This is a genomic window from Comamonas koreensis (genome assembly GCF_014076495.1).
GTDB lineage: Bacteria > Pseudomonadota > Gammaproteobacteria > Burkholderiales > Burkholderiaceae_C > Comamonas > Comamonas squillarum.
In genome coordinates this window covers 947,718-973,592 of record NZ_CP043575.1, presented here as the reverse complement: position 1 = coordinate 973,592, position 25,875 = coordinate 947,718, and the positions used below count along the sequence as shown (strand labels likewise).

Sequence of the window (25,875 nt, the reverse complement as noted above, 5' to 3'; positions counted from 1 at the left end):
GGGGAAAGTGGCTCTTGCCCATGACCGAACAAGAGCTGCATGACTGGTTGCGCTTGAGCGCCACGCCCGGCCTGGGCAATACCACCATCCGGCGGCTGCTGGCGCGCTTTGGGCTGCCCGCTGACGTGCTGGCCCAGACCAGCGCCGCGTTGGAGAGTTGCATCACGCCCGCGCAAGCCTGGGCGCTGCACCACCCCAGCCCCGAGCTGCAAGCGCTGCAGGCGGCCACCTGGGCCTGGCTGACCAGCGCGCCCGCCCCTTTGCAGCGCCATGTACTGACCCTGGGCGACGCCGATTACCCGGCGTCCTTGCTCGAAACCGCAGACCCGCCAGTGCTGCTCTACATCACCGGCCATGCCCGCTGGTTTGGCGCCCAAGGCCTGGCCTGGCCGCACCGGGCGCTGGCCGTGGTCGGCAGCCGCAATCCCACGCCCCAGGGTGCGCTCCATGCCCGCGCTTTTGCGCAGACCCTCGCGCGCCAGGGCGTGACCGTCGTCTCCGGCCTGGCGCTGGGCATCGATGCCGCCGCCCATGCCGGCGCGCTGGAGGCCGCAACAGATACGCAGCCCGCCACCATCGCCGTGATCGGCACCGGCATCGACCGGGTCTACCCCCGGGCCAACCACCAATTGGCCGCGCAGATTGCCGAGCAGGGCTGGATCGTCAGCGAATACCACCTGGGCACGCCCCCGCTGGCGCAGAACTTTCCCAAACGCAACCGGCTGATCGCCGGCCTGGCCAGTGGCACCTTGGTGGTCGAGGCGGCGACCGCCTCCGGCTCCCTGGTCACCGCCCGGCTGGCCAGCGAGCAGGGGCGCGAGGTCTTCGCCATCCCCGGCTCCATCCATGCGCCGCAAAGCAAAGGCTGCCATGCGCTGATCCGCCAGGGCGCCAAGCTGGTGGAATCGGTGGAAGATATTCTGGAAGAGCTGCCGGCGCTGGGCGGTGCAGCCGCGCGGGCGCCAGCTGCAGAGCCCGCTCCAGCGGCTGCGCCTGGCGCAGCGGCCAGCAACGATCAGCATGAAGACCAGGGTTTGCTGCAGGCGCTGGGCTTTGACCCGGTCGATCTGGACAGTCTGTGCAGCCGCACCGGCATCGACATCGCCAGCCTGCAGATCCAGCTGCTGGAGCTCGAACTCCAAGGCCAGGTGGCGCGCCTGCCCGGCGGCTTGTTCCAGCGCCTGGCGGCAGGCTAGATCCAGCAGCCTTACTGCAGCAGCCGCTCGGGGTTGGCCTCAATCTTGGCCAGCGCATCGCGCGCGGCGCGCGCCGTGATGCCTTCGGCATCGCGCGGCAGCAGCAGGCCCGCCTGCAGGTAGTGGCCCATGCGCCGCATCTGAAAGAGAAAGCACGAGCCACTCAGCGCCGCAAATAGATGCAGCTGCTTGTGCTGGCTATGCCAAACATACTGCACCTGCAGCGGGCTGGCATTGTGGTCCAGCAGGAACCAGTTGCCCAGCGACAGGTTCTTCGCCCACTCCAGCACCTCGGGCTGCACCAGCGCACCATCATCGGCAATCACCTGGATGCTGCTGGTGTCGATGCCCAGCATCAGCTCGATGCTCTCGGCGCTGAGCGGGTACTCCTCGGTCACCACCTCGTCGAGGGCATCTTCCAGATGCGCCAGGCGCTCTGCCAGCGCAATGATGCGCTCCTGCGGGATCTCATTGGTCTTGGCCAGAAAGGCCTCGGCCACGATGTCCATCAGGCTCTTGATCATCTCGTCCTGGCGCTCGCCAACGATATTGGACAGCGTCAAACCCTGGCGCAGCACGGTTTGCAACAGCGGCAGCTGGCGGATCACCTTGGCACGCTCTTCCTTGCTGGGCTTGGCTGACGCCGACCAGACCAGGTCCAGCGCGGCCTTCTTGAATTTTTGCGTGTTCTCGTGCTCGGCGCCGAAGCGGATGGCCGACATGGCCAGCACATCGGACCACTGCTTGAACAGGAACTCGCGCACATCGCTGTCCACCGGCATCTCCAGCAGCATGTCGCGCAGCTGGATCGTGTACTGGATGGCCAGCGTTTCCTTTTGCTCGATCTGCTGGGCCAGGCTCACCAGCTCGCGCGCGGTGGCGGTCTGGCCGGTCAGGTTCTTTTCGAGGAATTTCTGGAATTCCTTGAGCACCAGCTGGAACACGCGGCTGCCGGTGTCGGGGTACTGCTCAATGACCTGCACCACCCGCTTGACCTCGGCTTCCAAGCTGGTGCCATTGAGCGCAGCGGCCTCAAAGCCCAGCACGCAGGCCCCCATGCGGTCGATCAGCTGGCGCGCGGGGTGCTCGGTGTCATTGAAGAAGGCCGGCTCGGCCAGCGCCACGCGCAGCACCGGCACCTGCAGCCGCGCAAACCAGATGCGGATACCGGCCGGAATGCGGTCTTCGTTCAGGATGCTCTGGAACATCAAGGCGATGATCTCGATGATCGCCTTTTCCTCGTCGGACGAGGCCACGCTCTTGAGCGCCGAGGATTGCTGGCGCACCGCCAGCGCCACCGGCGCCACCACCTGTCCGGGGTCAAAATCGTCATCAGCCGGCGCGGTATGGAACCAGGCCGACTGGATCGCCGTGGGCGGCGAGACCAGCGCATGCTGCAGCGCCGGCGAGATCACATAGCCGCCCGCGTCTCCCAGCGAGGCGCGCACCGAGGTCGGCCCGCCATTGGAGCGGCCACCGGCGACGTTGTGCAAAAAGCCCCGCAGCTGCGCCAGCACACCCTGGCTCTTCTGGCGGGCTGCGCCCATCGCCACCCATCCGGGGGCAGCGGCGCCGCCAGCAGGCATCAGGCCCGAAGGCATGCTGGCCGCGCCTGCGGTCCCTTGCGCTGCGGCCATGCCGCCCGCCTGGTGGGTGGCAGCAGCCACAGCAGCGGCTGCTGCAGAGGCGGTGGCGGCCGGCGCATGGCGCTCGCTTTCAGTGCGTTTGATGCGGTAGCTGCGCAGTTCATCTTCGGTGGCCGCGCCTTGCTCGTCAAAAAAGCGCCGCACGGCCGTGTAGCCGCTGATGCCCAGCGGCGCCAGCGCTTCGAGCATCGGCGTCCAGAGCAGGTCCAGCGTCTTGCGGCTGAGGCCAGCCGCTTCCCAGGCTTCGATCAGCCGCAGGCACCAGGTCTCGGGGCGCAGCGCATCGGCCGGGCCCAGCTCCTGGTCTTCCAGAAACTGGGTCACGCGGCGCACGCTGTCCAGCTCCATTGCGACCAGCTCCAGCAGCTGGGCTGCCAGGCGCGATGCGATGATGCGGCCTTCGATGGCCTCGTTGCTGACCAGCTCGAAGCTGGTGATGGTGGGAGGCGCTGCCACCGGCTCGGGGGCCGGCTCGCCCGCCAGCAGGCTTTGGCGCAGCAGCTTGTTGGCGCTGTCCAGCCAGGCTTGCTGGCGGCTGTCAAACTCGGCAATGGCGGCCGACAGCGCGACATGCGAGCGGGCGGGATCGGTACTGGGCCGCGCCATGATCTGGAGCAGCTCGGCGCGCAGGCGCGCTGCCACCCCGGGCAGACCCGCGCACAAGCCCCCGACAAATCTCAGCCGCGCTTCACGGGCGAGCTTTTTTTGCCAGGTGCGATGGTGCGAGGGTGCAACAGCCACAGAAATCCCATCCCTTATCGGTCTGCTTTATACCGTAGCCCCGGCATTGGGGTCGTTCGGGTCCAGGTCCTTTTGGCTGACCTTGACCAGGTCTTCGCGCTTGACGCCCAGCCACATGGCGATGGCCGCAGCAACGAACACCGACGAGTAGATACCAAAAAGAATACCAATGGTCAGCGCCAACGCAAAGTAATGCAAGCTGGCACCGCCAAAAAGAAACATCGACAGCACCATCGCTTCGGTGGAAGCGTGGGTGATGATGGTCCGGCTCATCGTCGAGGTGATGGCGTGGTCGATCACTTCGGGCGTGCTGAGCTTGCGGAACTTGCGGAATGCCTCGCGGATCCGGTCAAAGATCACCACCGACTCATTGACCGAGTAGCCCAGCACCGCCAGCACACCGGCGAGCACGGCCAGTGAGAACTCCCACTGGAAGAAAGCGAAAAAGCCCAGGATGATCACCACGTCATGCAAGTTGGCGATGGCTGCGGCCACACCGAACTTCCACTCAAAGCGCATCGCCAGGTAGATCACGATACCCAGCACCACGGCGCCCAGCGCCATCAGGCCGCCGTGCACCAGCTCCTCACCGACCGAGGGGCCGACGAACTCGCTGCGCAGCAAGGTCACCCCTGGGTCTGCGGCCTTGAGCGCGCCCATGACCTTCTCGCCTTGCTGGGCGGTGGTCACGCCTTTCTCGATCGGCAGGCGGATCATCACGCGGTCGGCGCTGCCCACGTTCTGCACCAGGATATCCTGGTAGCCGAGCGAGGCGACCTGTTCGCGGATCTTGCCCACGTCGGCAGGCTGCTCGTAGGCCACCTGCATGACAGTACCGCCGGTGAACTCCACCGACAGGTGCAGGCCACGGGTGGTCAGGAAGAACACCGCCAGCACAAAGGTGATCACCGAAATCGCGTTGAGCACCAACGCGTATTTCATGAAAGGGATGTCTTTTTTGATACGGAAGAATTCCATGGTCTTCCTCCTTAACGTTTAGCAGATGCCACGGAGCGGTGGTCTTCGCCCTCGGGCTTCCAGACCTGACCGATCGACACGCTCTTGAGTTTCTTGCGGCGGCCATACCAGAGGTTGACCAGGCCACGCGAGAAGAACACGGCCGAGAACATGCTGGTCAGAATGCCGATGCAGTGCACCACGGCAAAACCGCGCACCGGGCCCGAGCCAAAGGCCAGCAGCGCCAGGCCCACGATCAAGGTGGTGACGTTGGAGTCCAAGATGGTGTGCCAGGCATGTTCATAACCGGCATGGATCGCCGCCTGCGGCGACGCTCCGGCGCGCAATTCCTCGCGCACCCGCTCGTTGATCAGCACGTTCGAATCAATGGCCACACCAATGGCCAGCGCCATGGCGGCAATGCCCGGCAGGGTCAGGGTGGCCTGCAGCATCGACAGGATGGCCAGCAGCAGCAAGACGTTCACGCCCAGCGCAATGGTCGAGACCACGCCAAAGATCATGTAGTAGATGCACATGAAAACGGCGATCGCGATGAAGCCGCCCACAATGCTCTTGATACCGGCTTCCACGTTCTCTTTGCCCATGCTGGGGCCGATCGTGTATTCCTCGATGATTTCCATCGGCGCGGCCAGCGAGCCGGCGCGCAGCAGCAGCGAGGTATCGCTGGCTTCCTTGGTGCTCATGCTGCCCGAGATCTGCACGCGGCCGCCACCGATTTCGGAGCGGATCACAGGGGCAGTCACCACTTGGCCCTTGCCCTTTTCAAACAGCAAGATGGCCATGCGCTTGCCAATGTTCTCGCGCGTGACGTCCTTGAAGATGTTCGCGCCCTTGCCGTCCAGCGTCAGGTTCACGGTCGCTTCATGGGTCTGGCTGTCAAAGCCGGGCTGGGCGTCGTTCAGGTTCTCGCCGGTCAGGATGACCTGCTTTTTCACGACAATCGACTGGCCATGCGGGTCGCTGTACTTTTCAGAGCCAAAAGGCACGGGGCCGGTGCCCATTTCGGCAGCGCGTGCGTCCGAGCTGTCGTCGACCATGCGCACTTCCAGGGTCGCAGTACGGCCCAGGATGTCCTTGGCCTGTGCGGGATCCTGCACACCAGGCAACTGCACGACGATGCGGTCGGAGCCTTGCTGCTGGATCACCGGCTCGGCCACGCCCAGCTCATTGATCCGGTTGTGCAAGGTCGTGATGTTCTGCTTGAGCGCTTGCTCTTGCACGCTGCGCAGCGATTCAGGCTTGATGTTGGCGCGCACCACATAGGCGCCGCCCGTGCTGACCACGTTGGCCTGCAGGTCGGGCATGGTGTCCACAATCAGGTTGCGCACCGTCGTGGCGGTGGCCTCGTCTTGCAGGCGCACTTCGAGCGACTGGCCTTCGCGGTTCACACCGCCGTGGCGAATCTTCTTGTCGCGCAGCGCCAGACGCACATCGCTGGTCAGCGCTTCGGTGCGCTTGGTCAGCGCCGCCTGCATGTCCACCTGCAAGGTGAAGTGCACACCACCGCGCAAGTCCAGACCCAGGTACATGGGCTTGGCATGCAAGGCGGTGAGCCAGGCGGGCGAGCGGGAGATCAGATTCAGCGCCACCACATAGGAGGGGTCGCTGGTGTCGGGGATCAGCACGCGCTCGAGCACGCCCTTGGCCTTGAGCTGCTCGTCTTCCTTGTCGAAGCGGGCGCGGATCGAGCCGTTTTCCAGCGCGATGCTCAGCGGCTTGACGTCGGCATCGGCCAGCGCCGTCTCCACGCGCTGCTGCAATGCAGAATCGACCGTGACAGTCGCCTTGACCGAGGCGACCTGGACAGCAGGCGCCTCACCAAAAAAGTTGGGCAGGGTGTAAACAACCCCTACCAGAAGCGCGATCACAATGATCGCGTACTTCCAGACCGGATAACGGTTCATGATCGCGCTCTTACCTTACGCAAAATAGAAGGCGCAGCCATGCTGCGCCAATTGCTGTTTCAACAGTGGATTACTTCAGCGTACCCTTGGGCAGCACCTGCACCACAGCACCACGCTGCAGTTGCACGACGACGCCCTGGGCCAACTCTACTTGCAGGAACTGTTCGTCCAGGCCCACCACGCGGCCCACCAGGCCACCGTTGGTCGCCACTTCGTCGCCCTTGACCAGCGCGTCGATCATCGCACGGGCTTCCTTTTGGCGCTTCATCTGAGGACGGATCATCAGGAAATACAGCACCACAAACATCAGCACCAAAGGCAGCATGCTGGTGAGGGTGGAGGTCATGCCGCCGGAGGCAGCAGCAGCCGGTGCGGTCTGGGCAAAAGCAGAAGAGATAAACAAATGAAGCTCCCAACGTGGATGCAGGCCTTGCCTGGATGACCAAAACCAAGGCCCAAAGAGAAGCATTGTATGCGTGCCCCTCTGCGAACACCCAGGCAATACCTTGGATGCCTCTGGTTTTTCCGGTTGTTTTCATGGAATTAAGCAGCTTTCATGCCAGCGCATTGGTAGAAGTCACTATGGTTAACACAGCAGATCCGATGGTATTTAAGCGCCCAAATGCCTGGCCCACCCTGTGGGAGCTCCGCCCGATATGACAAATTTGTCACGCTACCCATCCCGGCAGGCTGACAAAAAAGCCGCCAGGCACGGAGTCCTGGCGGCTTGGTCGGCATGGCATGCAGAGGCTGATGGCCAATAGCTTTACACCCGAGCCGGTTCTGGCTTGGCGGCCACCGGCGCATTGCCAGCATCCGCTGGGGCACGCCAGCGCGCCATCAGCTGCTGCCATTTGGCACGGGCCGCAGCCAGGTGGCGTTCCTTGACATGGCCATAACCACGGATGTCTTCAGGAATGCTGGCGATCTCGACGGCCAGCGCCAGGCGCTCGGCGCTCAGTCCCTGCAGCAGCTCCTCGATGCAGGCACGGTACTCCTGGATCAGCGCGCGCTCGGTGCGGCGCTCTTCGGTGCGGCCAAAGATGTCGAGTGCGCCACCGCGCAGGCCCTTGAGCCCTGCCAGCACGCCAAAAGCCTTGCGCATCCAGCCGCCATAGGCCTTCTTGACCAGCTCGCCCTTGTCGTTGCGCTTGGCCGTGGTGGGCGGCGCCAGGTGGTGCACGATCTTGTAATCACCCTCGAACATGCTGGCAATCTTCTCGCTGAACTCAGCCGTGGTGTGCAGACGCGCCACCTCGTACTCGTCCTTGTAGGCCATCAGTTTGAACAGATAGCGCGCCACCGCCTGCGACAGGCGCGTGCTGCTGCCCAATGTCGCCTCGGCCGCATGCACCTGGTTCACAAAGGCCTGGTAGTCGGCCGCGTAGGCGCTGTCCTGGTAGTCGGTGAGGAAGGCCACGCGCTTGGCCACCAGCTCTTGCAAGGAGGGCTTTTTCACCAGCTGGATGACCTGCTGGGCGGCAAACATGGCCTGCACCTGGGTCAGGTTGGCGGCGCATTGGCGGCCCCACTCAAACGCGGCCTTGTTGTTGTCCACCTGCACACCGTTCAGTTCCATCGCCCGCATCAGTGCCGCATGGGACAGCGGCACCCGGCCCTTTTGCCAGGCGTAACCCAGGATCAGTGGGTTGGTGTAGATGCTGTCGCCCAGCGCCTGGGTGGCAATGTGCTCGGCATCGAACATGCCCACACCCTCTTGGCCGACTGCGGCCAGGATCGCCGATTCGCAACCGGCCTCGGGGAACTGCCAGTTGGGGTTGTGCACAAAGGCTGCCGTGGGCGCGCCATGGGTGTTGAGCGCCACAAAGGTGCGGCCCTGCTGCATAGCCGCCAAGGTGGTCTTGTTGGCCGCGACAATGGGGTCGCAGCCAATGATGAGGTCGGCCTTGGCCGTGTCCACCTTGGTGGTGTAGATGGCATCGGGTGAATTGGCGATCTGGATATGGCTCCAGGTCGAGCCGCCCTTTTGCGCCAGACCTGCCGCATCCTGCGTGACCACGCCCTTGCCTTCCAGGTGCGCAGCCATGCCCAGCAGCGAGCCGATCGTGATCACGCCGGTGCCGCCGACACCGGCCACCACAATGCCCCAGGCCTGCGTGGCCACAGGCAGCACCGGATCGGGCAAGGCGGGCAGCTTGGCCATATCGCCCTTTTTCTCCTTCTTGGCTTTTTTGAGCTGGCCGCCTTCGATGGTGACAAAGCTCGGGCAAAAGCCTTTGACGCAGGAGAAATCCTTGTTGCAGGTGCTTTGGTTAATCTTGCGCTTGCGGCCAAAATCGGTCTCGACCGGTTCGACCGACAGGCAGTTGGACTGCACCGAGCAGTCACCGCAGCCCTCACACACCGCCTCGTTGATGATGACGGTCTTGGCCGGCGTGGCCAGCGTGCCGCGTTTGCGGCGGCGGCGCTTTTCGGTTGCGCAGGTCTGGTCATAGATGATGGCCGTCGTGCCCTTGAGCTCGCGGAACTCGCGCTGGATGCGGTCGAGCTCGTCGCGGTGGTGCACGGTCACGCCAGCACCCAGCTGCACGCCTTGGTATTTTTCCGGCTCGTCGGTCACGATGACCAGCTTCTTGACCCCTTCGGACAACAGGCTGGTCATGATCTGCAGCACCGAGTGGCCCTCGGGCCGTTCGCCCACGCGCTGGCCACCGGTCATCGCCACGGCATCGTTGTAGAGCACCTTGTAGGTGATGTTCACACCCGAGGCAATGCTCTGGCGGATGGCCAGCAGTCCGCTGTGGAAGTAGGTGCCGTCACCCAGGTTCGAGAAGATATGCTGGTCGGTGGTGAACGGCGCCTGGCCGACCCAGGTCACACCTTCGCCGCCCATCTGCGTGAAGGTGCTGGTGTTGCGGTCGGGCATCCAGTTGACCATGTAATGGCAGCCAATGCCGGCTACGGCGCGGCTGCCTTCGGGCACGCGGGTGCTGGTGTTGTGCGGGCAGCCGCTGCAAAACCAGGGCAGGCGGTCGACCGACTCTTGCCCGCTGTCCTTCAGGCCCTGCTCGCGCGCGGCAATCACCTGCAGCCGCGCATCCATGCGGCGCACGATGTCATCGGGCACGCCCAGCTTTTTCAGGCGCTTGGCCAGCGCCTGCGCAATCAGCGCCGGGGTCAGGTCGGCCTTGGGGCGCAGCAGCCAGTGCTCGCTGGGGTTGGGCACCGACCACTCGCCGCCCGAGTGGTCGCCATCGGTCTCATCAAACTTGCCCAGCACGTGGGGGCGCACATCCGAGCGCCAGTTGTACAGCTCTTCCTTGAGCTGGTACTCGATCATCTGGCGCTTTTCCTCGACCACCAAAATCTCCTGCAGGCCCATCGCAAAGTCGCGTGTGATCGAGGCCTCGAGCGGCCAGACCACGTTGACCTTGTGCAGGCGGATGCCCAGCTGGCGGCAGGTGTCGTCGTCGAGACCCAGGTCGATCAGCGCCTGGCGCGTGTCATTGAAGGCCTTGCCGCTGGCGATGATGCCAAAGCGATCGTTGGGGGTGGAGATGACGTTGTAGTTGAGCTTGTTGGCGCGGATATAGGCCAGCGCCGCATACCACTTGTAGTCCATCAGGCGCGCTTCCTGCTCCAGCGGCGCATCGGGCCAGCGGATGTGCAGGCCGCCGGGCGGCATCACAAAGTCATCGGGGGTGATGATGTTGACGCGGTCCGGGTCCACCGAGACGCTGGCCGACGACTCCACGATCTCCTGGATCGTCTTCATGCCCGACCAGACGCCGGAGAAACGGCTCAGCGCAAACGCGTGCAGGCCCATGTCCAGGATGTCCTGCACGCTGGAGGGAAAGAACACCGGCGAGCCCACCGCCTTGAAGATGTGGTCGCTCTGGTGCGCCGCCGTCGAGGATTTGCTGATGTGGTCATCGCCCGCCAGCGCAATCACGCCGCCGTGCTTGGCCGTGCCGGCCATGTTGGCGTGCTTGAACACGTCCACGCTGCGGTCCACGCCCGGGCCCTTGCCGTACCAGATGCCAAAGACACCGTCGAACTTCTTGCTCTGCGGGTACAGGTCGAGCTGCTGCGTGCCCCAGACGGCCGTGGCACCCAGCTCTTCGTTGACGCCGGGCTGGAACTCGATGTGGTTTTCCTTGAGGTGCTTTTTGGCCGCCCACAGCGCCTGGTCGTAGCCGCCCAGGGGCGAACCCCGGTAGCCGCTGATAAAGCCTGCGGTATTGAGGCCCTGCAAGGCATCGCGCTGGCGCTGCAGCATCGGCAGGCGAACGAGGGCTTGCACCCCGCTCATGAAGGCACGGCCATGGGCCAATGCGTATTTGTCGTCGAGCGTGACGGTTTCCAGCGCCTTGCGAACGGACTCGGGCAGTGAAGCGTTCATCACACACCTCCTTGGCAAGCAGGCTCGACGCCAAATACGCCACGTGCGGCTGCGCCGCCCGCTGCATATTTGTGTTGCAACCTGCACTGCAGGTTGTCATCAAGCGTGACCGTCTCCAGCGCTTTGCGGACGGACTCGGGGAGTGAGGCATTCATCGTCTTGTCTCCTGGGGAGAGCACCCGGTGGCCGCTTGTGGCAGGTCCGGGATTGTGGGGCGTTATAAGAATCTGGCACCCGCAGATACCAGCAATGCATCCGGGGGCCAGCGGGCACGGCAAAACACCAGGCCCTTCATCGCTGCAGTGTATGACGGGCAGCAAGAATAAAGTATTCTTTTCCTTGCCGGGGTTTACCTAGTATTTGAAAGAATCTTGCTCAATAATGGCAATAAATGAACCAAATTGACAAATTCGACTGGGCCATCCTCTACGAGCTGCAAAAAAACGCCCGTTTGACGAATGCCGAACTGGCCCAGCGCGTGGGCCTGTCGGCCGCGCCCTGCTGGCGCCGGGTGCGTGCGCTCGAAGAGGCCGGCTACATCACCGGCTACCACGCGACCTTGGACCGCCACAAGCTCGGCCTGGGCGTGCTGGCCTTTGTGCGCGTCGATGCCGCGCAGAACACCGCCGATATCACCTTGCGCATGGAGGAATCGATCCGCCTGCTGCCCGAGGTCACGTCGTGCCACTACATCAGTGGCGCGGGTACGTTTGAGCTGCAGGTGGTCGCCAAGGACCTGGAGAGTTTTTCCAGCTTTATCCGCAATGTGCTGCTGCACCTGCCCAATGTGAAAGATGTGCACACCACCTTTTCGCTCGGCGAGGTCAAATCCAGCAGCGCCTTGCCGCTGCCGATGACGGCCAACCCCAAGGGCGCGCCTTCGCGTTGACCGCAGCGGGCACCGCAACAGCGCCATGCAAAAGGCCAGCCTCGCAGCTGGCCTTGGTGGCTCCAACCCTGCGCCTCAGCGCTTGGCCACGCCCCGGGGCCACAGCACCCACAGGCGCAGCGGCTGCTTGACCCGGCCGGCGAAATCACCCGCCTCATGGCCCCAGCCGGCAAAGTAGTCGGCGCGCACGGCGCCCAGGATGGCACTGCCCGTGTCCTGCGCCATCACCAGGCGGTTGAGCTGCACGGTAGGGCCGGTGGACGACAGCCACACAGGGGTGCCGTAGGGAATGCTGCCCCGGTCCACCGCAATCGAGCGGCCAGGGGTCAGCGGAACGCCCTGCGCACCGTTGGGGCCAAACTCGGCATCGAGCGGCGACAGCGGCTCTTCCTTGAAGAACACATAGCGCGGGTTGCTCCAGAGCAGCTCGTTGACGCGGGTCGGGTTCGCGGCAATCCAGGCCTTGATGCCCGGCCAGGTCGCATCGCGCACCAGGCCCTGGTCGAGCAGCCATTTGCCAATGCTCTTGTAGGGATGGTCATTGGTGGCGGCATAGGCCACACGGATCAGGCGCACCGAGCCATCGGCCTCCTGGATGCGCACCCGGCCCGAGCCCTGGATGTGCAGCACCATCGCATCGACCGGGTCGTTGACCCAGGCAATCACCTTGTCCTGCAGCTCGGCCTGCACCTGCGGCAGGGTCTCGATCTGCTGGCGGCTGAACCAGGGCTTGCGCGTACCCAGCGTGGCTGGCGACCGGTACAGCGGGATCGAATAGCCATTGCCCGGCTGGCGCGTGCCATCGAGCATGGGCTCGAAATAGCTTGTCAGCATGCCATCGGGGTTGCCATCGAGCGATTCGACGCGGTAGGGCTGAAAGCGCGACACCATCCAGGCGCGCTGCTCTTCGGTCGAGGCCAGGCTCATGCGCCGCACCTCGGAGCAAAACTGCGCAAACGGCGCGGGCGGGCGGCTGCAGCTTTTGATCCAGGCGTTCCAGGCATCGGCCAGGTTGTCCTGCTCCAGGCCGGGCACCGACGACCAGTGCACCGGCACCCAGCGGCTCTTGGCCTGCTGGATCGCCGGGGGCAGCGGCTCATTGGCATCGGGTGGCAGCACCTCGATGCTGCCCGATACCGGCGGGCGGGTGGTCGGCGAAGACGGCTGGTCCAAAGGGACTTGGCTGGAGCAGGCGGCCAGAATTCCTACAATCGCAGCCATCGACAGCGTACGTAAGGAGCGGGTACCGATGGGACTGATATTGCTGGAAGCGCTATTGGCGTTGGTCATACTGGTGGCGATCGTCTGGTGGACGATGTTTGCCGGTCGCAAAAAAGGGGAAATCGTAAGCAAAGATGAGCAGCCTCCTCGCGACTAGCTTGCGCAAATCGTAGGACATGGCCGCTCATTGCCGTCATTTTTACCATTTTTGAACTTTGTCTCTGGCATTTGGCAGTTCTACTGCCCACAATTTGCATCCACGGCCTGCTCCATTTCCGGATCGGCCCTTGCATCAGAGGAGTTCAAGCATGCGTAAACAAATTCTAGTCTCTGCCGTTGCCAGTCTGGCCATCCTGAGCGGTTGCGCCAACATGTCTGACACCCAACGCCAAACCGCCACCGGCGCCGGCGTGGGCGCACTGGGCGGCGCTGCCGTGGGTGCGATCGCTGGCGGCCATGCAGGCTCGGGCGCGGTGATCGGCGCGGGTATCGGCGCGCTGGGCACCTATATCTGGTCGCAGCACATGCAAAAGCAAAAGCAGGAGATGGAGCAGGCCACCCAGGGCACCGGCGTGGTGGTGACGCAGACGCCGGACAACCAGCTCAAGCTCGATATCCCCAGCGACATCTCGTTCCAGACCAACCGCTCGGACATCCAGGGCAACTTCGCCCCCATCCTGGACCGCTTTGCCGAAGGCCTGCGCAACAACCCCAATGCCCAGGTACGCATCATCGGCCACACCGACAGCACCGGCAACGACGGCATCAACGACCCGCTGTCGCTCGCCCGTGCCGAGAGCGCCCGCAACTACCTGACGCAGCGCGGCGTGAACGGCGCGCGCATCCAGGTGCAGGGCATGGGCTCGCGCCAGCCCGTGGCCAGCAATGACACCCCGGCTGGCCGCGCGCACAACCGCCGCGTCGAGATTTATGTCGGTGAAGTGCAGCCAGGCCGTTAACACCTGCCTGTGCGGAATACACAAAGGGCATCAGTTCAAGGACTGGCGCCCTTTTTTGTGGGCCCGCGCTAACGGCAGACTCAGGAAAGATCGCGCAGCAGGTTGGCCAGCTCCACCGCTGATTTGACCTGCATCTTGTCAAACACCCGGGCCCGGTGCACTTCGACCGTGCGCACGCTGATGGTCAGCTCATCGGCAATCAGCTTGTTGGGCAGGCCATCGATCACCAGGCGCATGACGGCCTGCTCGCGGTCCGTCAGCTCGGCCACGCGCTCGCGCACGCCTTGCTGCGAGCGCAGCGTCTCCAGATAGTCGCTCGATGCCTGCAGCGCATGCTCGATACGGTCGACCAGCACGTTGTCGGAAAACGGCTTTTCGCAAAAATCAAAGGCACCGCGCTTGACGGTGGCCACCGCCGTGGGTACATCGGCGTGGCCGGTCAAAAAAATCACTGGCAAGGCGGCAATCACATCCATCTCGACCAAGCGGTCAAACAGCGCCAGGCCACTCATGCCGGGCATGCGCACATCCAGGAGCGCACAGGCCGGGTCCACCTGGGGCGGGCGGCTGCGCAGCATGGCCTCAAAGGCCTCGGCCGAGGCAAAACTCTCGCTGAGCAAGCGGCGCGAGCGCAGCATCCAGGCCAGGGCATCGCGCACCTCGGCATCATCATCGACGATATACACGGTCGCATTCACAAGCGGCTGCATCTCTGAACTTTCAATCGTTGCGCCAGGTTGGCAGGGTAAAACTGAAGATGGTCCCGCGGGGCTGGTTGGGCAGATAGCGCAAGTGGCTGCCATGCTGCTCGACCACAGTGCGGCACAGGCTCAGGCCCAGGCCCATGCCTTCCTCCTTGGTGGTGAAGAAGGGGGTGTAGAGGCGTGCGGCCACCTCCTCGGTGATGCCCTCGCCCACATCGGCCACGACAAACTCCACCCAGGACCGGCCATCGTCGCTGGGCGCCAGCCGCACCAGCATCTGCAGCACCCGGGGGTGCGTGCCGCCATAGTCCATGGCCTGCATGCCATTGCGGCTGAGGTTGAGCAGCACCTGCTCGACCATGGTCCGGTCACAGAAAACGGCGGGCAAGCCCGGCGCGACCTCGGTGGCCACATCGACATAGAGTTTACGCGCCTGCAGCCGCACCAGCGGCAATACCGCGTCCATCAGCTCGGAGGCCTGCAAAAACTCGCGCGACTGGTCGCGCCGGCGCACAAAGCCATGCACGCTCTTGATGACCTTGCCCGCCCGCTCGGCCTGGAAGGCCATGCGCTGCACGGCCATGCGCACATCGGGCAGGTGCTCCTGCACCTCATCGGGCGAGGCGCCATCGGGCAGCAGGTTCATGATGCCCGTCGCATAGCTGGAGATCGCGGCCAGCGGCTGGTTGAGTTCGTGGCTCAGCAGCGAGGCCATCTCGCCCACCGTCGCCAGGCGCGCGGTGGCCTGCAGGCGCTCCTGCGAGGCGCGCGAGAGCTCCTCGACCCGGCGCTGCTCGCTCATGTCGACAAAGGCGCTCATCCATCCGGTATGCAGCCCGGCGGCATTGATCAGCGGGGCCTCGAAAATCAGCACCGGAAAGCGCCGGCCTTCTTTGTGCATGAAGGTCGATTCATAGCCCTCGCGCGGCGGCGGCAAATGGCCTGACAGGCGGATCTGCTGGCGGCGCGCGTATTCGGGCGCCATCTCCGGCGGCCAGTAAGGCGTGGCCTTGCTCGGGTCCAGAATCTCCTCGGCCGAAAAGCCCACCATCTCGCAAAACGCCGGGTTCACATAGGTGACCTTGCCATGCAGGTCGCGCGCGCGCAGCCCTGTCACCAGCGAGTCTTCCATCGCCTTGCGAAAGGCCAGCGCATCACCCAGATCGCGCTCGGCTTTCAGGCGGCGGCGGTTGTCGCGCACCAGCACCACCAGCACGGTGATCAGCGCGATCGACATGCCGGTGACCAGGGCGGTGAGCACATTGGGAAAGACATTGGGCGCCGCATGCCAGCTGTCCACCCGCAGCATCAGCGCCACGCCGGGCAGATCGAGCAGCTGGTTGGAGGTGAACACGCGCGTGCCGCGCCGGGGCGTGCTGACAATCGCCAGCCGCGTGCCATCGGTCTCGGTGAAGGACAGCTCATGGTTGCGGCGCAGGCTCTCGTTGACCAGGTCCGACAGCACGTTCTGCAGGATGTAGGTGGCCACCGCAAAGCCGTGCAGCTGGTCACCAGTAATCACCGGCACGCACAGTTCGAGCAGCTCCAGCCCGGTGCCATTGCCCTGCGACAGGAAATAGCTGCCCGCGTACGAGGCTGCTCCCGTGTTGCGGGCACGCAGGCAGGCGGTATGGCTCTCGGTGTTCATGCCGGTGCGGTCAATGGCCGACCACTGCAGGTTCAAATAAGGCGACTCCTCGCTGGCCTCGATCTGCAGCTGCGGGTTGCGCCACTCGATATGCGCCAGGTCACGCTGGTTGCGCAAGATGGTGGCCGCGGCCGACTGCCAGGCCATCACATCGCTGTCATAGCGCGGCATGCTGCGCAGGCGGTTGACGTTGTCGTTGAACCGGCTGCGGATATCGCTGACGGCATCTTGGGCCTCACGGTCCAGGCGCTGCTGCACTTCAGAGATCTCATAGCGCCCGGCCAGCCAGACCTGGGTAACCAAGGTGCCCGCCACCAGCAGCACCAGCGCCGACCACAGCGACCAACGCCGCCAGCTCTGGTGCCAGCGCTGCGCCAGCGACTGCGCCCAATGCGCCATCAGCATACGCGGTGCTGCAAGGCAGGCAGCTGCTGGCGCCAGCGCTGCAGTTGCGCCCAGTCCAGGTCGGCCAGCACCATGCCGGGCTCGCTCGCCTGCAGCGCCATCACCTCGCCCCAGGGGTTGATGGCCATGCTGTGGCCCCAGGTGCGGCGGCCGTTTTCATGCTGGCCGCCTTGGGCTGCGGCCAGCACATAGGCCAGGTTCTCGACGGCACGCGCGCGCAGCAGCAGCTCCCAGTGCGCCTGGCCTGTGGTGTAGGTAAAGGCGCTGGGCACCAGCATCAGCTGGGCGCCCGCCTGCGCATGCAGGCGGTAGAGCTCGGGAAAGCGCAGGTCGTAGCAGATGCTCAGGCCGATGCGCCAGCGGTGGCCATCGTGGCTGGGCAGGTCAAAGTGCACCGGCGCATGGCCAGGCGCGATGACGCGGTGTTCGTCATAGGACTCGCGCTCGTTGGCATAGCAAAACAAATGCATCTTGTCGTAGCGCACCACGCAGTCGCCCTGCGGGTTGTAGACGCAGCTGCTGTTGTAGACATGCGCGGCGTCCGGCCCCTGCAGCGGCACGGTGCCGCCAACGATCCACAGCCCCAGGCTGCGGGCGCTGTCGGCCAGGAACCGCTGCATGGGGCCTTCGCCAAACGGCTCGGCCAGCGCCAGCTTGTCGGTATCGCGCTCGCCCATCAGGCAGAAGTACTCGGGCAGCACCGCCAGCTCCGCACCAGCGGCTGCCGCCTGCTGCAACAGCTGCCAGGCCTGCGCGCGGTTGTGCTCCCAGTCTGTGCTGGTCACCATTTGGAGTGCGGTTACTTTCATCGATGCATCCTGCAAGAGAAACTGGCAGCTATTATCCGTAACCGCTGACCGGGCGCGGTGCCTGCGGATATCGAAGGTGACTCAGCGCAGCGGCCGGGCGCTCAATGCGGGGTGCCCACCGCGTTGCTGTCCGCTTCCTGCCTGCGGCCCACGCGCTTGACCTCGGGCTCCGACCAGGAGCCGCTGACCTCGAACTCCTGGGTCACCGCCTGCGTCAGCGGCCCCTTGAACAAGGCCTGGGCCAGGAAGGTGCCAATGCCGATGACCGGGTTGATGGCGGTGGTCACCAGCGCCATCGTCGTGGTGTTCAGCTCGGGGATGACAACCACATGCAGGTCCTGCGTTTCATCGCGCAGGTTGGCGCTGCCTTCGAGCAGCACGGCAGCGGTCACGCCCTTCATCTGCATGTTCGTGGTCGAGGCCACGCCATCGCTCACCAGCACATCGCCACGCACAAAGTCAAAGCCAAAGCCTGCGCTGAACACGTCCTTGAAATCCAGGGTCAGCCGGCGCGGCAAGGCCTGCAGGTTGAGCACGCCCAGCAGCTTGGCCGCACCGGGCTCCACCTTCAGAAACTGGCCCTGGCCGACATCGATATGCAGCTTGCCGTCCATGCTGGTGTAGTCCGGGCTCACGGGGCTGCCCGTCCAGCCGATGCGCCCCTGCACCGAGCCCTTGCCCTGGCGCACCACACCGGCCATGCCCAGGCGGCCCAGCAGCGCGCCGGTGTCCTTCAGGTCCAGGCGCATTTCCAGCTCGGTACGGCGCCCGCCGCTGCTGCTGCGCTGGGCACCCCAGTCGCCACTGGCGTGCAGGCTGGCGGCATCGTTCGAGAGCACCATGTTTTTCAGCTGCCACCAGGATTTGTCCGCTTGGCGCTGGTTGACGGCCTGAACCTCCAGCCGGCCCACCGAATGCTGGCGCCAGCGCAGGTCCTCCACCACCACATCGAGCGCCGGCAGCTGCCCGGGCTCCTGGCCCAGCGCGTCATCTTGGCTGGCGGCGGCCTTGCTGTCGGCGCCCTCCTGGCCCACACGCAGCTGGCTCAGCCGCGCGCGGATGGTGCCCGGGCCCTTGGCCTCCTGCTCGTACTCCAGCTGGCCGTCGAGCAGGCTGGAGCTGACCTGGCTGCGCCAGCGCGGCCCCGTGCGCGAGCCGCTCAGGTGCAGGTTGTGGATATCCATGCCGCGCACCTGCACGGTATCGAGGCGGATATCCCAGTGGTCGGGCAAAAAGGCGGCATAGGCGTCGCCATCGGCGGGCGACGCAGGGGGGGCCGCCCCTGCGGCCGCTGCGCCCTCTGCCACAGTCGTCTTCTGTGCCGGCGCCATGGCCTTGAGGCGCTGGGCCAGCGCCTGCCACTCCTGCACATCGACCTGCGGCAACTGCACCTCGGCAATCACGCCCTTGGCCGGCAAGGTCAGCGCGCCGGCGCCCAGGCGCAGCACGCCACTGACCACCTTGTCGGGCACCTTGTCATCGCTGCTGATATCGCGCACATAGCGCAGCTGCAGGCGCCCACCCACATCGAGCTGCATGTTCTGCCGCACCAGCGCTGACGGCGCCGCCTCCGGCACGGTGCTGGCAAAGTGCGTCGGCCAGACCTCATCGGCCGCCTTTTTCAGCGGCACCGGCAGCGCCAGGGCCATACCGGCCAGATCGCTGCGCACCTCCACCAGCGGCACGCCCTGGGCCATGCTGATGTCCAACTGGTAGGCGGCCTGGCCTTGGGCCAGTTGCGCCAGCTGCACCACCGGGCCCAGTTCCTTGGCGCGCAGCAGGCCGTCGGCCGTGGCCACGCCATTGGCGCGCACCTTAAGGCGGGGGCCATGGTCCGCGCCAGCGGGCAGGCCGCTGACATCCATGCCACCGGAGAACTTGACCGCACCGCCCAGCGCCTGGCCCTGCAGCTCCTGCAGCGCAAAACCATGCTCGGAGAACTGCACCGCGCCGGTAACCTTGTCGACCACCGGCGAGTCATCATGGAACTGGATACGGTTGCCCGGCAGCAGCACCTTGCCATCGACCTTGGCCTGGGCCATGTCATGCACCGGCAGGTCGAGCTTGAGCTGCAGTTGGGCATCACCATCGGCCTGGGTCTGCGCCAGTGCCTGCTGGGTCAGCGCATCAATCGCGCTGCCGCGCACGGTGGCCAGCATATCGGCCAAGGGCCCATTGGCCTGTGCATTGACAAGCACGCGCGTGGCATGGAAGTCGGGAATCTGGGCACTGGTCTGGTCGACCACGATGCGCTGGTTGCTGTCCAGAATGCCCTTGGCCTTGTTGACCTGCATGCCATTGCCCTCAAACACCAGCTCGCCCGAGAGGCGGTTGAGCTCCGGCCAGGGCTTTTCGCCGGGGTGCAGGTGCGAGTTGGGCACATAGGCATAGCGCACATCGCGCACGGGTGCCACGATGCGGAACAGGCCGTGGCGCGAATCGGGGAAAGGCACTTCCCACAGATCGCCGTTGATCTCGAACTGCACATTGCTGGCCTGGCCGGCCAGAACGGCATCGCGCACATAGTGGCGTGCATCGGGTGGAATGTGCAGCGGCAAATAGCGGTGCACCTGGGTGCCATCGGCCCGCTCGAGCATGCCCTTGAGCTGCAGGATGCCAGGAAAGCGCGAGTGGGACCCCGTCTTCTGCGGGTCGGCCGTCTGCCAGGACCAGCGCGCATGGCCGGCCGCATGCGCATTGGCAAACTCCAGCCGCTCGGACTGCATCTGGATATGCTCGCCCTGCACCGTCCACTGCAGCTGGGTGCTGGCCGAGGTGATGGGGACCTGCGGGTCTTCAAACACCGACGGCAGGTAGAGCGCGCCATCGGCAAAGGCCATCTTGGCCTGGCCGCCACCGGCCCGCGCATCAATCGTCAGATCCAGCCCGCGCAGGCCCACATGCGGCTGCCCGCCCGCCAGCACCAGGCCGCCATGGCTGTCGCGCGCCGCATTGGCGCGTGGCGCGGCAGCCGGCATGCCAAAGGCCAGCTGGCCCACATCGGCCTTGACCTGCCAGTCCTGCAAGGTATCCATGTCGCCACGCCAATGGGCCGATGCGCTGCGGATCAGGCCGGCGGGCCGGTTGCTCTGCAACCACTGGCGGGCGTTGTCGGGGATGGGCAGCAGCCGCGCCAGCTGAGCCAGCGAGGCAATATCGAGCGACTTGGCACTGGCTTCCGTCTCGCTGGGCTGCTTGCCCTGGGCATAGACATGGTTGATGCGGGCGCTGCCACCGGGCCATTGCTCGCCGTTGGCCGACTCCACCGCCAGGTTCTCCGTCAGCACGCGAAAGCCGCTGTCATCGGCGGCGCCGCCGATGCGTCCCTGCACCGAGCGCAGCAGCAGCACCGTGCCCTGCGCCGCTTTGTCATCGCTGGCCGCCGCAGCTTGGCGGCGCACGCCCACATCGCGCAAGGCCACATCGGCCGTGCCGTTGCTGAGCTTGCCGCGCGTCACATCGAGCCAGAGGCGCGCCGAGCCCTGGCCTTGCTGCAGGCCCATCGCCGGCGGCAGGTAGGGCGCCATCGCTGCGGCATTGAGCTGGAGCGCCTCTAGGTAGAGCTGGCCACTCCAGTGCTTCCAGCGGCCATCGTGCAGCGCCCAGATGGGCTGGTGCATGCGGCCGCGCAGCTCCAGCGCGTCGCCCCAGTCCTCGGGCGGGCGCACACGCAGTTGCCATTCATGGCGCAGGCCGGGGTTGCGCAGCAGCAGATGCACGTCGCTGAAGGTGACAGGCGGCAGACCGCGCAGCTGGTCATCCCAGGTGATGCTGCCGCCCTGGACCAGGACTTCGCGCTGGCGAAACAGCCAGTCGGCGGCACTGCCGCTGTCCTGGTTCTGCGATGTTTCCACCAGCACACCGGCCACGCGCACACTGCCGTCAGCGGCGCGCTGCACCGTCAACTGCGGCGCGTTGATGACGATCTGCTCGGCCCGCAGTCGCAACAGTGACGGCACCGACAAGGCGACCTGGATCGTATCCAGGGTAAACCCGGCAGAGCCATCGGGCTGCGCGATGCGCAGGCCCTGCACCGCAATCGCAGGCACCAGACTGTTGTTGCCATCGGCCTGCAGGCGGTCGATGCGCACCGGCACCCCCAGCGCCTGCGATAGCCTAGATTCCACTTGCGGGCGAAAGTCATTGATACGGGGCACAATCCACCAATGCAGCGCCGCCACGGCCATGGCCATCAGCAGCACCAAGCCCAGCAATAAGCCCAGCGACCATTGCACCAGCTTGGCAGCGAGCTTGAGCAATCGGGGCGCGCGCACAGTCAATCGAGTCCAATCAGTAAGGGGAAAGCGAAATTATGACCCGCGGCAAGTCCCTCGCTCGCGTTGCATATGTGAGCATTTGAACAGGTCTGCCGCAGGACATTGTCGATAAAGCGCTATGGCACACACGGATATCACGCCCCCGCAGGCCAGCCTGCCTCTGTCTGAGCATTCGCGCTTCGTCCAGCGCCTGCACCGCCGCTACGAGGGTTTGCTCGACCTGCTGCCCAGCGGCCCCCCCACGCATGCCACGATGGCACCGACCCTGGCTGCGCTGCAGGCCCAGGGCTATGCACTGGGCGCTGCGCTGCGCATTCTTCGCCAGCTGGTGATGGAGCGCCTGGTGCACCTGGACTGCGACGAGCAGGCCGATCTGCAGACCATCACCCAGGGCGTGACCGAGCTGGCCGAGCTGGCCTTGGACGCGGCCTGCACCGCCGCCCGGGCTGAGCTGGACAGCCGCCATGGCGCCCCGCGTGATGCCGATGGCAACCCGGTGCAGCTGTGGGTGATCGGCATGGGCAAGCTGGGCGCGCGCGAGCTCAATGTCTCCAGCGACATCGACCTGATCTATATCTACGAGCAAGAGGGCGAGACCCAGGGCCAGCCCGATGGCCGGGGCAAGCTCAGCAACCATGAGTACTTCATCCGCGCGATCAAGCTGATCTACCAGCTGATCGGCGAGACCACCGAGCACGGCTTTGTGTTCCGCGTGGACTTGATGCTGCGGCCCAATGGCAACTCCGGCCCGGCCGCCATCTCGGTCGCGGCGCTGGAAGACTACCTGCAGACCCATGGCCGCGAGTGGGAGCGCTTTGCCTGGCTCAAGAGCCGCATCGTGGCGCCACTGGCCGATATCCGCAGCCCCAATGTGCAGGCGCTGCGCGGCGCGGTGCTGCCCTTTGTGTTCCGCCGCTACCTCGACTACGCGGTCTTCGATTCGCTGCGCAGCCTGCACCGCCAGATCCGCGAGCATGCGGCCAAGCGCAGCGCGGGCCACCCCGAGCGCGCCAATGACGTCAAGCTCTCGCGCGGCGGCATCCGCGAGATCGAGTTCATCGTGCAGCTGCTGCAGGTGGTGCGAGGCGGCCAGTTCCCCGAGCTGCGCTGCCGCGCCACCTTGGAGGCCCTGCCCCGCCTGGAGCGCGCCAACCTGATGGCGCCCGAAACCGCACAGGCCCTGGCCGAGGCCTATATCTTTCTGCGCAAGGTGGAGCACCGCATCCAGTACCTGGACGACCAGCAGACCCATGTGCTGCCCACGCGCGATGACGACCTGCGGTGGATGGCCCAGACGCTGGGCTATGACGACGAGTGCCGCTTCTTGCACCAGCTCGATGCGCACCGCGAGCTGGTCGCACAGGAGTTTGACAAACTGCTGGGCGGCAACGAAGCCTGCAAGAGCGGCCAATGCGGCGGCGCCAAGGGGGCCGCTGCCAGCGCGCCCGAACTGGAGACCGTGCTGCCCAAGCTGCCCGAGGCGGTGCGCGAGCGCGTGCTGCAGTGGCAGCGCAATCCCCGCTACAGCTACCTGAGCGATGCGGGCCTGGGGCGCCTGGTTTTGCTGCTGCAGCGCACGGCCCAGTGGCTCAGCCAGGGCCAGGTCAGCGAGATCGCCGCGGTGCGGCTGGCCGACTGGATGGAATCGCTGCTGCGCCGCGAAAGCTACCTGGCCATGCTGCAGGAGCGCCCGGCCGTGCATGAAAAACTGATGCACATGCTGGGCGCGGCCAAATGGCCGGCCCGCTACATGCTGCAGCACCCCGGCGTCATCGACGAGCTGGCCAGCGATGCACTGATGCATGAGCGCTTCAACCCGCAGGAGTTTGAGGCGGATCTGGAGCGGCGCCGTGCCGCGCTGCAATCCACCGCCGAAGACGATGACGAGAACCTGCTGAACCTGCTGCGCCGCGCCCACCATGCCGAGACCTTCCGCACCTTGGCGCGCGACATCGAGCAGCAGATCACGGTCGAGCAGGTGGCCGATGACCTCTCGGCACTGGCCGATGCCGTGCTGCGCGTGACCACGCGCTGGTGCTGGGGCCGGCTCAAGAGCGCGCACCGCGCCGAGCCGCAGTTCGGCATCATCGGCTACGGCAAGCTCGGCGGCAAGGAACTGGGCTATGGCAGCGACCTGGACATCGTCTTTGTCTTCGACGACGACGACGAGCGCGCACCCGAGGTCTATTCGGCCTTTGTGCGCAAGCTCATCAGCTGGCTCACCGTCAAGACCGGCGAAGGCGACCTGTTCGAGATCGACACGGCGCTGCGCCCCAACGGCAACTCCGGCCTGCTGGTCACCAGCTTTGACTCCTACGCCAACTACCAGCAGCAGCGCGGCAGCAACACCGCCTGGACCTGGGAGCACCAGGCGATGACGCGCGCCCGCTTTGTGCTGGGGAGCCCTGCGCTGGCGGCCCGCTTTGATGCGGTGCGCGAAGCGGTGATCACTGCCCCACGCGACGCGCCAGCGCTGCGCAGCGAGATCGCCACCATGCGCGAGCGCGTGCGCAGCGCCCATGCGGTGCCCGCTGGCTTGTTCGATGTCAAGCACAGCGTGGGCGGCATGATGGATGTGGAGTTTGCCGTGCAGTACCTGGTTTTGCTGCATTCGGCTTGCAATCCCCAATTGCGTCCCAACCTGGGCAACATCACCTTGCTGCGCCGTGCCGAAAGTGCCGGTTTGCTGCCCGAAGGCATGGGCGAGGCGAGTGCGAATGCCTACCGCGCATTGCGCCGTGTGCAACATTTGGCCAGGCTGAACGAGGCGCCCACCCAGGTGCCTGAGACGGCTTTGCTCGAAGAGCAGCAGACGGTGCGAACGCTGTGGGCAACGGTGTTACAGACCGCATAAAACCTGCAGAAAGACCGATGGAACTCGGGAATTCATAAGGGTTTATACTGCGTCATCACCCGTCGCTAGCATTCACTTACGCGCAACGGCATTCAAAACGATGTACTATCGCCTAACGCTCACTGATTAATTCGACGAATGATAACGTAATGAAACAAATTATTTATTTGTTTACAATACATTTATGGTGGCAGGCGGAAACTTAAAACCGACCTTCCACTCTGTGAACCATGTAAAGGCGACAGAAGCAGTTTTTACCGACCCTTTTTAATGTTGCGAAGTCTTTCAGGCCCAATCCGGCATGACTGCAAACCTGAAGTGCTTCTCCTCCCTCCCTCTCTATCATTCACTTCGGGACGCTTCGCAACTTTTTTTATACCCAGGCCCAGTCCAGACGACTGGGCCTTTTTTTGCCCGCGCGCAGCCTGCCCGTGGCTGTAGGCTCGGGAGCCTCTCAGCCCTGAGCCAGCAGGTCGGGAGCGCCTCAGCCTTCGGGCTGCAGTTCGGGAGCGCCTCAGCCCTGGGGCTGCGTCGCCGCAAAGCTGGGCCGGGCTTCCAGGCGCTCCAGCAGCTGCGCCAGATTGGGGTGGCGCGACGCCCAATCCAGCTCGGGAAAGCGAAAGCGCAGCCAGGCCAGCGCGCAGCCCACGGCGATATCGGCCAGGCTGATGTGCACACCCGCGCCGGCAAAATAGGTTTTCTGGCCCAGGCCGTTGCCCATGGCCTCCAGCCCTGCCCAGACCTTGCCCAGCTGGCGCTCCACCCAGGCGGGGCTGCGCTGCTCGGCCGAGCGGCCGGCAAAGGCATATTCCATGCGCGCCAGCACGGCGGCATCGAGCACACCATCGGCCATCGCCTCCCAGCTGCGCACTTCGGCGCGCTCGCGGCCCAGGCTGGGGATCAGCCGGCCCACCGGCGACAAGGTGTCCAGGTACTCGACGATCACCCGCGAGTCCACCAGCACCGAACCATCGTCCAGCACCAGGCAAGGCACCTTGCCCAAGGGGTTGACCGAGGCGATCGTAGCCCCGTCGCCCCAGACATCCAGGGTCTCCAGGCGGTAATCGAGTTTTTTCTCGGCCAGCACCACGCGCACCTTGCGCACATAGGGACTGGTCAGGCTTCCTAGCAATTTCATAGCTTCAGGCTCAGGCAGGTGGCGTCGATCCGGTCCGCAGGGCCCTCCAAGCTGCCATGGGCATGGGGGTCCGCACGGGACATTTGCACCTCTCGATTGTAATTAGGCAAATCCAGACTGCAGCCGCGGCAAACGGCCCGCTT

17 protein-coding genes are annotated in these 25,875 nt (G+C 65.0%); 5 read left to right on the top strand and 12 right to left on the bottom strand.

Annotated features, from left to right (window positions below):
* The first annotated feature begins 20 nt into the window (after positions 1-20).
* Positions 21-1,196: a DNA-processing protein DprA gene (gene dprA, locus F0Q04_RS04450; RefSeq protein WP_182344666.1), complete on the top strand. Its 1,176-nt coding sequence runs from the start codon at positions 21-23 to the stop codon at positions 1,194-1,196.
* An 11-nt stretch (positions 1,197-1,207) separates the two neighbouring features.
* Here the strand turns inward: dprA and F0Q04_RS04445 are convergent, their stop codons facing one another.
* The 6 genes from F0Q04_RS04445 to F0Q04_RS04420 all read right to left on the bottom strand — a co-directional run bounded on the left by F0Q04_RS04445 (position 1,208) and on the right by F0Q04_RS04420 (position 10,983).
* Positions 1,208-3,583, bottom strand: coding sequence for a DUF1631 family protein (locus F0Q04_RS04445; RefSeq protein WP_116926078.1), 2,376 nt, complete (start codon positions 3,581-3,583; stop codon positions 1,208-1,210).
* Positions 3,584-3,610: 27 nt separating this feature from the next.
* The gene (secF, locus tag F0Q04_RS04440; protein WP_021026467.1) at positions 3,611-4,561 is read right to left on the bottom strand and encodes a protein translocase subunit SecF; all 951 of its coding nucleotides are present in this window, start codon (positions 4,559-4,561) and stop codon (positions 3,611-3,613) included.
* Between the two features lie 11 nt (positions 4,562-4,572).
* Positions 4,573-6,465 carry a protein translocase subunit SecD gene (gene secD, locus F0Q04_RS04435; RefSeq protein WP_116926077.1) on the bottom strand — a complete coding sequence of 631 codons (1,893 nt, stop codon included), beginning with the start codon at positions 6,463-6,465 and terminating at the stop codon, positions 4,573-4,575.
* Between the two features lie 70 nt (positions 6,466-6,535).
* A complete protein-coding gene (gene yajC / locus F0Q04_RS04430; RefSeq protein WP_021026469.1) occupies positions 6,536-6,868 on the bottom strand; it encodes a preprotein translocase subunit YajC in 333 nt (110 codons plus the stop codon).
* A gap of 363 nt (positions 6,869-7,231) precedes the next feature.
* Positions 7,232-10,828, bottom strand: coding sequence for an indolepyruvate ferredoxin oxidoreductase family protein (locus F0Q04_RS04425; protein ID WP_182344663.1), 3,597 nt, complete (start codon positions 10,826-10,828; stop codon positions 7,232-7,234).
* The gene (locus F0Q04_RS04420; RefSeq protein ID WP_182344661.1) at positions 10,828-10,983 is read right to left on the bottom strand and encodes a hypothetical protein; all 156 of its coding nucleotides are present in this window, start codon (positions 10,981-10,983) and stop codon (positions 10,828-10,830) included. Before F0Q04_RS04420 ends, F0Q04_RS04425 begins: the two co-directional genes overlap by 1 nt.
* 236 nt (positions 10,984-11,219) lie before the next feature.
* Here F0Q04_RS04420 and F0Q04_RS04415 point away from each other — a divergent pair, with 236 nt between their 5' ends.
* Positions 11,220-11,717: an Lrp/AsnC family transcriptional regulator gene (locus F0Q04_RS04415; protein ID WP_116926075.1), complete on the top strand. Its 498-nt coding sequence runs from the start codon at positions 11,220-11,222 to the stop codon at positions 11,715-11,717.
* A gap of 75 nt (positions 11,718-11,792) precedes the next feature.
* Here F0Q04_RS04415 and F0Q04_RS04410 read toward each other — a convergent pair whose 3' ends face one another.
* Positions 11,793-13,007 (bottom strand): murein transglycosylase A, encoded by a 1,215-nt coding sequence (locus F0Q04_RS04410; RefSeq protein ID WP_116926201.1) that lies wholly within the window; start codon positions 13,005-13,007, stop codon positions 11,793-11,795.
* On the opposite strand from F0Q04_RS04410, the gene F0Q04_RS24155 reads away from it, so the two are divergent.
* Together F0Q04_RS24155 and F0Q04_RS04405 are read left to right on the top strand one after the other, a co-directional pair.
* Complete coding sequence (locus F0Q04_RS24155) at positions 12,967-13,095, top strand: hypothetical protein (protein WP_021026473.1); 129 nt, start codon at positions 12,967-12,969, stop codon at positions 13,093-13,095. The two genes, F0Q04_RS04410 and F0Q04_RS24155, sit on opposite strands and share 41 nt — an antisense overlap.
* A gap of 151 nt (positions 13,096-13,246) precedes the next feature.
* Positions 13,247-13,897, top strand: coding sequence for an OmpA family protein (locus F0Q04_RS04405; protein ID WP_021026474.1), 651 nt, complete (start codon positions 13,247-13,249; stop codon positions 13,895-13,897).
* A gap of 80 nt (positions 13,898-13,977) precedes the next feature.
* Here F0Q04_RS04405 and F0Q04_RS04400 read toward each other — a convergent pair whose 3' ends face one another.
* From F0Q04_RS04400 to F0Q04_RS04385, 4 genes are all read right to left on the bottom strand, one after another.
* Entirely contained in the window at positions 13,978-14,607 is a 630-nt protein-coding gene (locus tag F0Q04_RS04400) for a response regulator transcription factor (protein WP_116926074.1), read from the bottom strand.
* Positions 14,608-14,617: 10 nt separating this feature from the next.
* Positions 14,618-16,648: a sensor histidine kinase gene (locus F0Q04_RS04395; RefSeq protein ID WP_116926200.1), complete on the bottom strand. Its 2,031-nt coding sequence runs from the start codon at positions 16,646-16,648 to the stop codon at positions 14,618-14,620.
* The gene (locus tag F0Q04_RS04390; protein WP_182344659.1) at positions 16,648-17,463 is read right to left on the bottom strand and encodes a carbon-nitrogen hydrolase family protein; all 816 of its coding nucleotides are present in this window, start codon (positions 17,461-17,463) and stop codon (positions 16,648-16,650) included. The genes F0Q04_RS04395 and F0Q04_RS04390 overlap by 1 nt, the downstream gene beginning before the upstream one ends.
* Positions 17,464-17,564: 101 nt before the next feature.
* Positions 17,565-21,737, bottom strand: a complete 4,173-nt coding sequence (locus F0Q04_RS04385) for a YhdP family protein (protein WP_182344657.1) — start codon at positions 21,735-21,737, stop codon at positions 17,565-17,567.
* Between the two features lie 121 nt (positions 21,738-21,858).
* Between F0Q04_RS04385 and glnE the strand changes: the two genes are divergently transcribed.
* Complete coding sequence (glnE, locus tag F0Q04_RS04380) at positions 21,859-24,594, top strand: bifunctional [glutamate--ammonia ligase]-adenylyl-L-tyrosine phosphorylase/[glutamate--ammonia-ligase] adenylyltransferase (RefSeq protein WP_182344655.1); 2,736 nt, start codon at positions 21,859-21,861, stop codon at positions 24,592-24,594.
* Positions 24,595-25,108: 514 nt separating this feature from the next.
* Here glnE and F0Q04_RS04375 read toward each other — a convergent pair.
* A complete protein-coding gene (locus F0Q04_RS04375) occupies positions 25,109-25,732 on the bottom strand; it encodes a glutathione S-transferase family protein (RefSeq protein WP_182344653.1) in 624 nt (207 codons plus the stop codon).
* Positions 25,733-25,875: the final 143 nt, after the last annotated feature.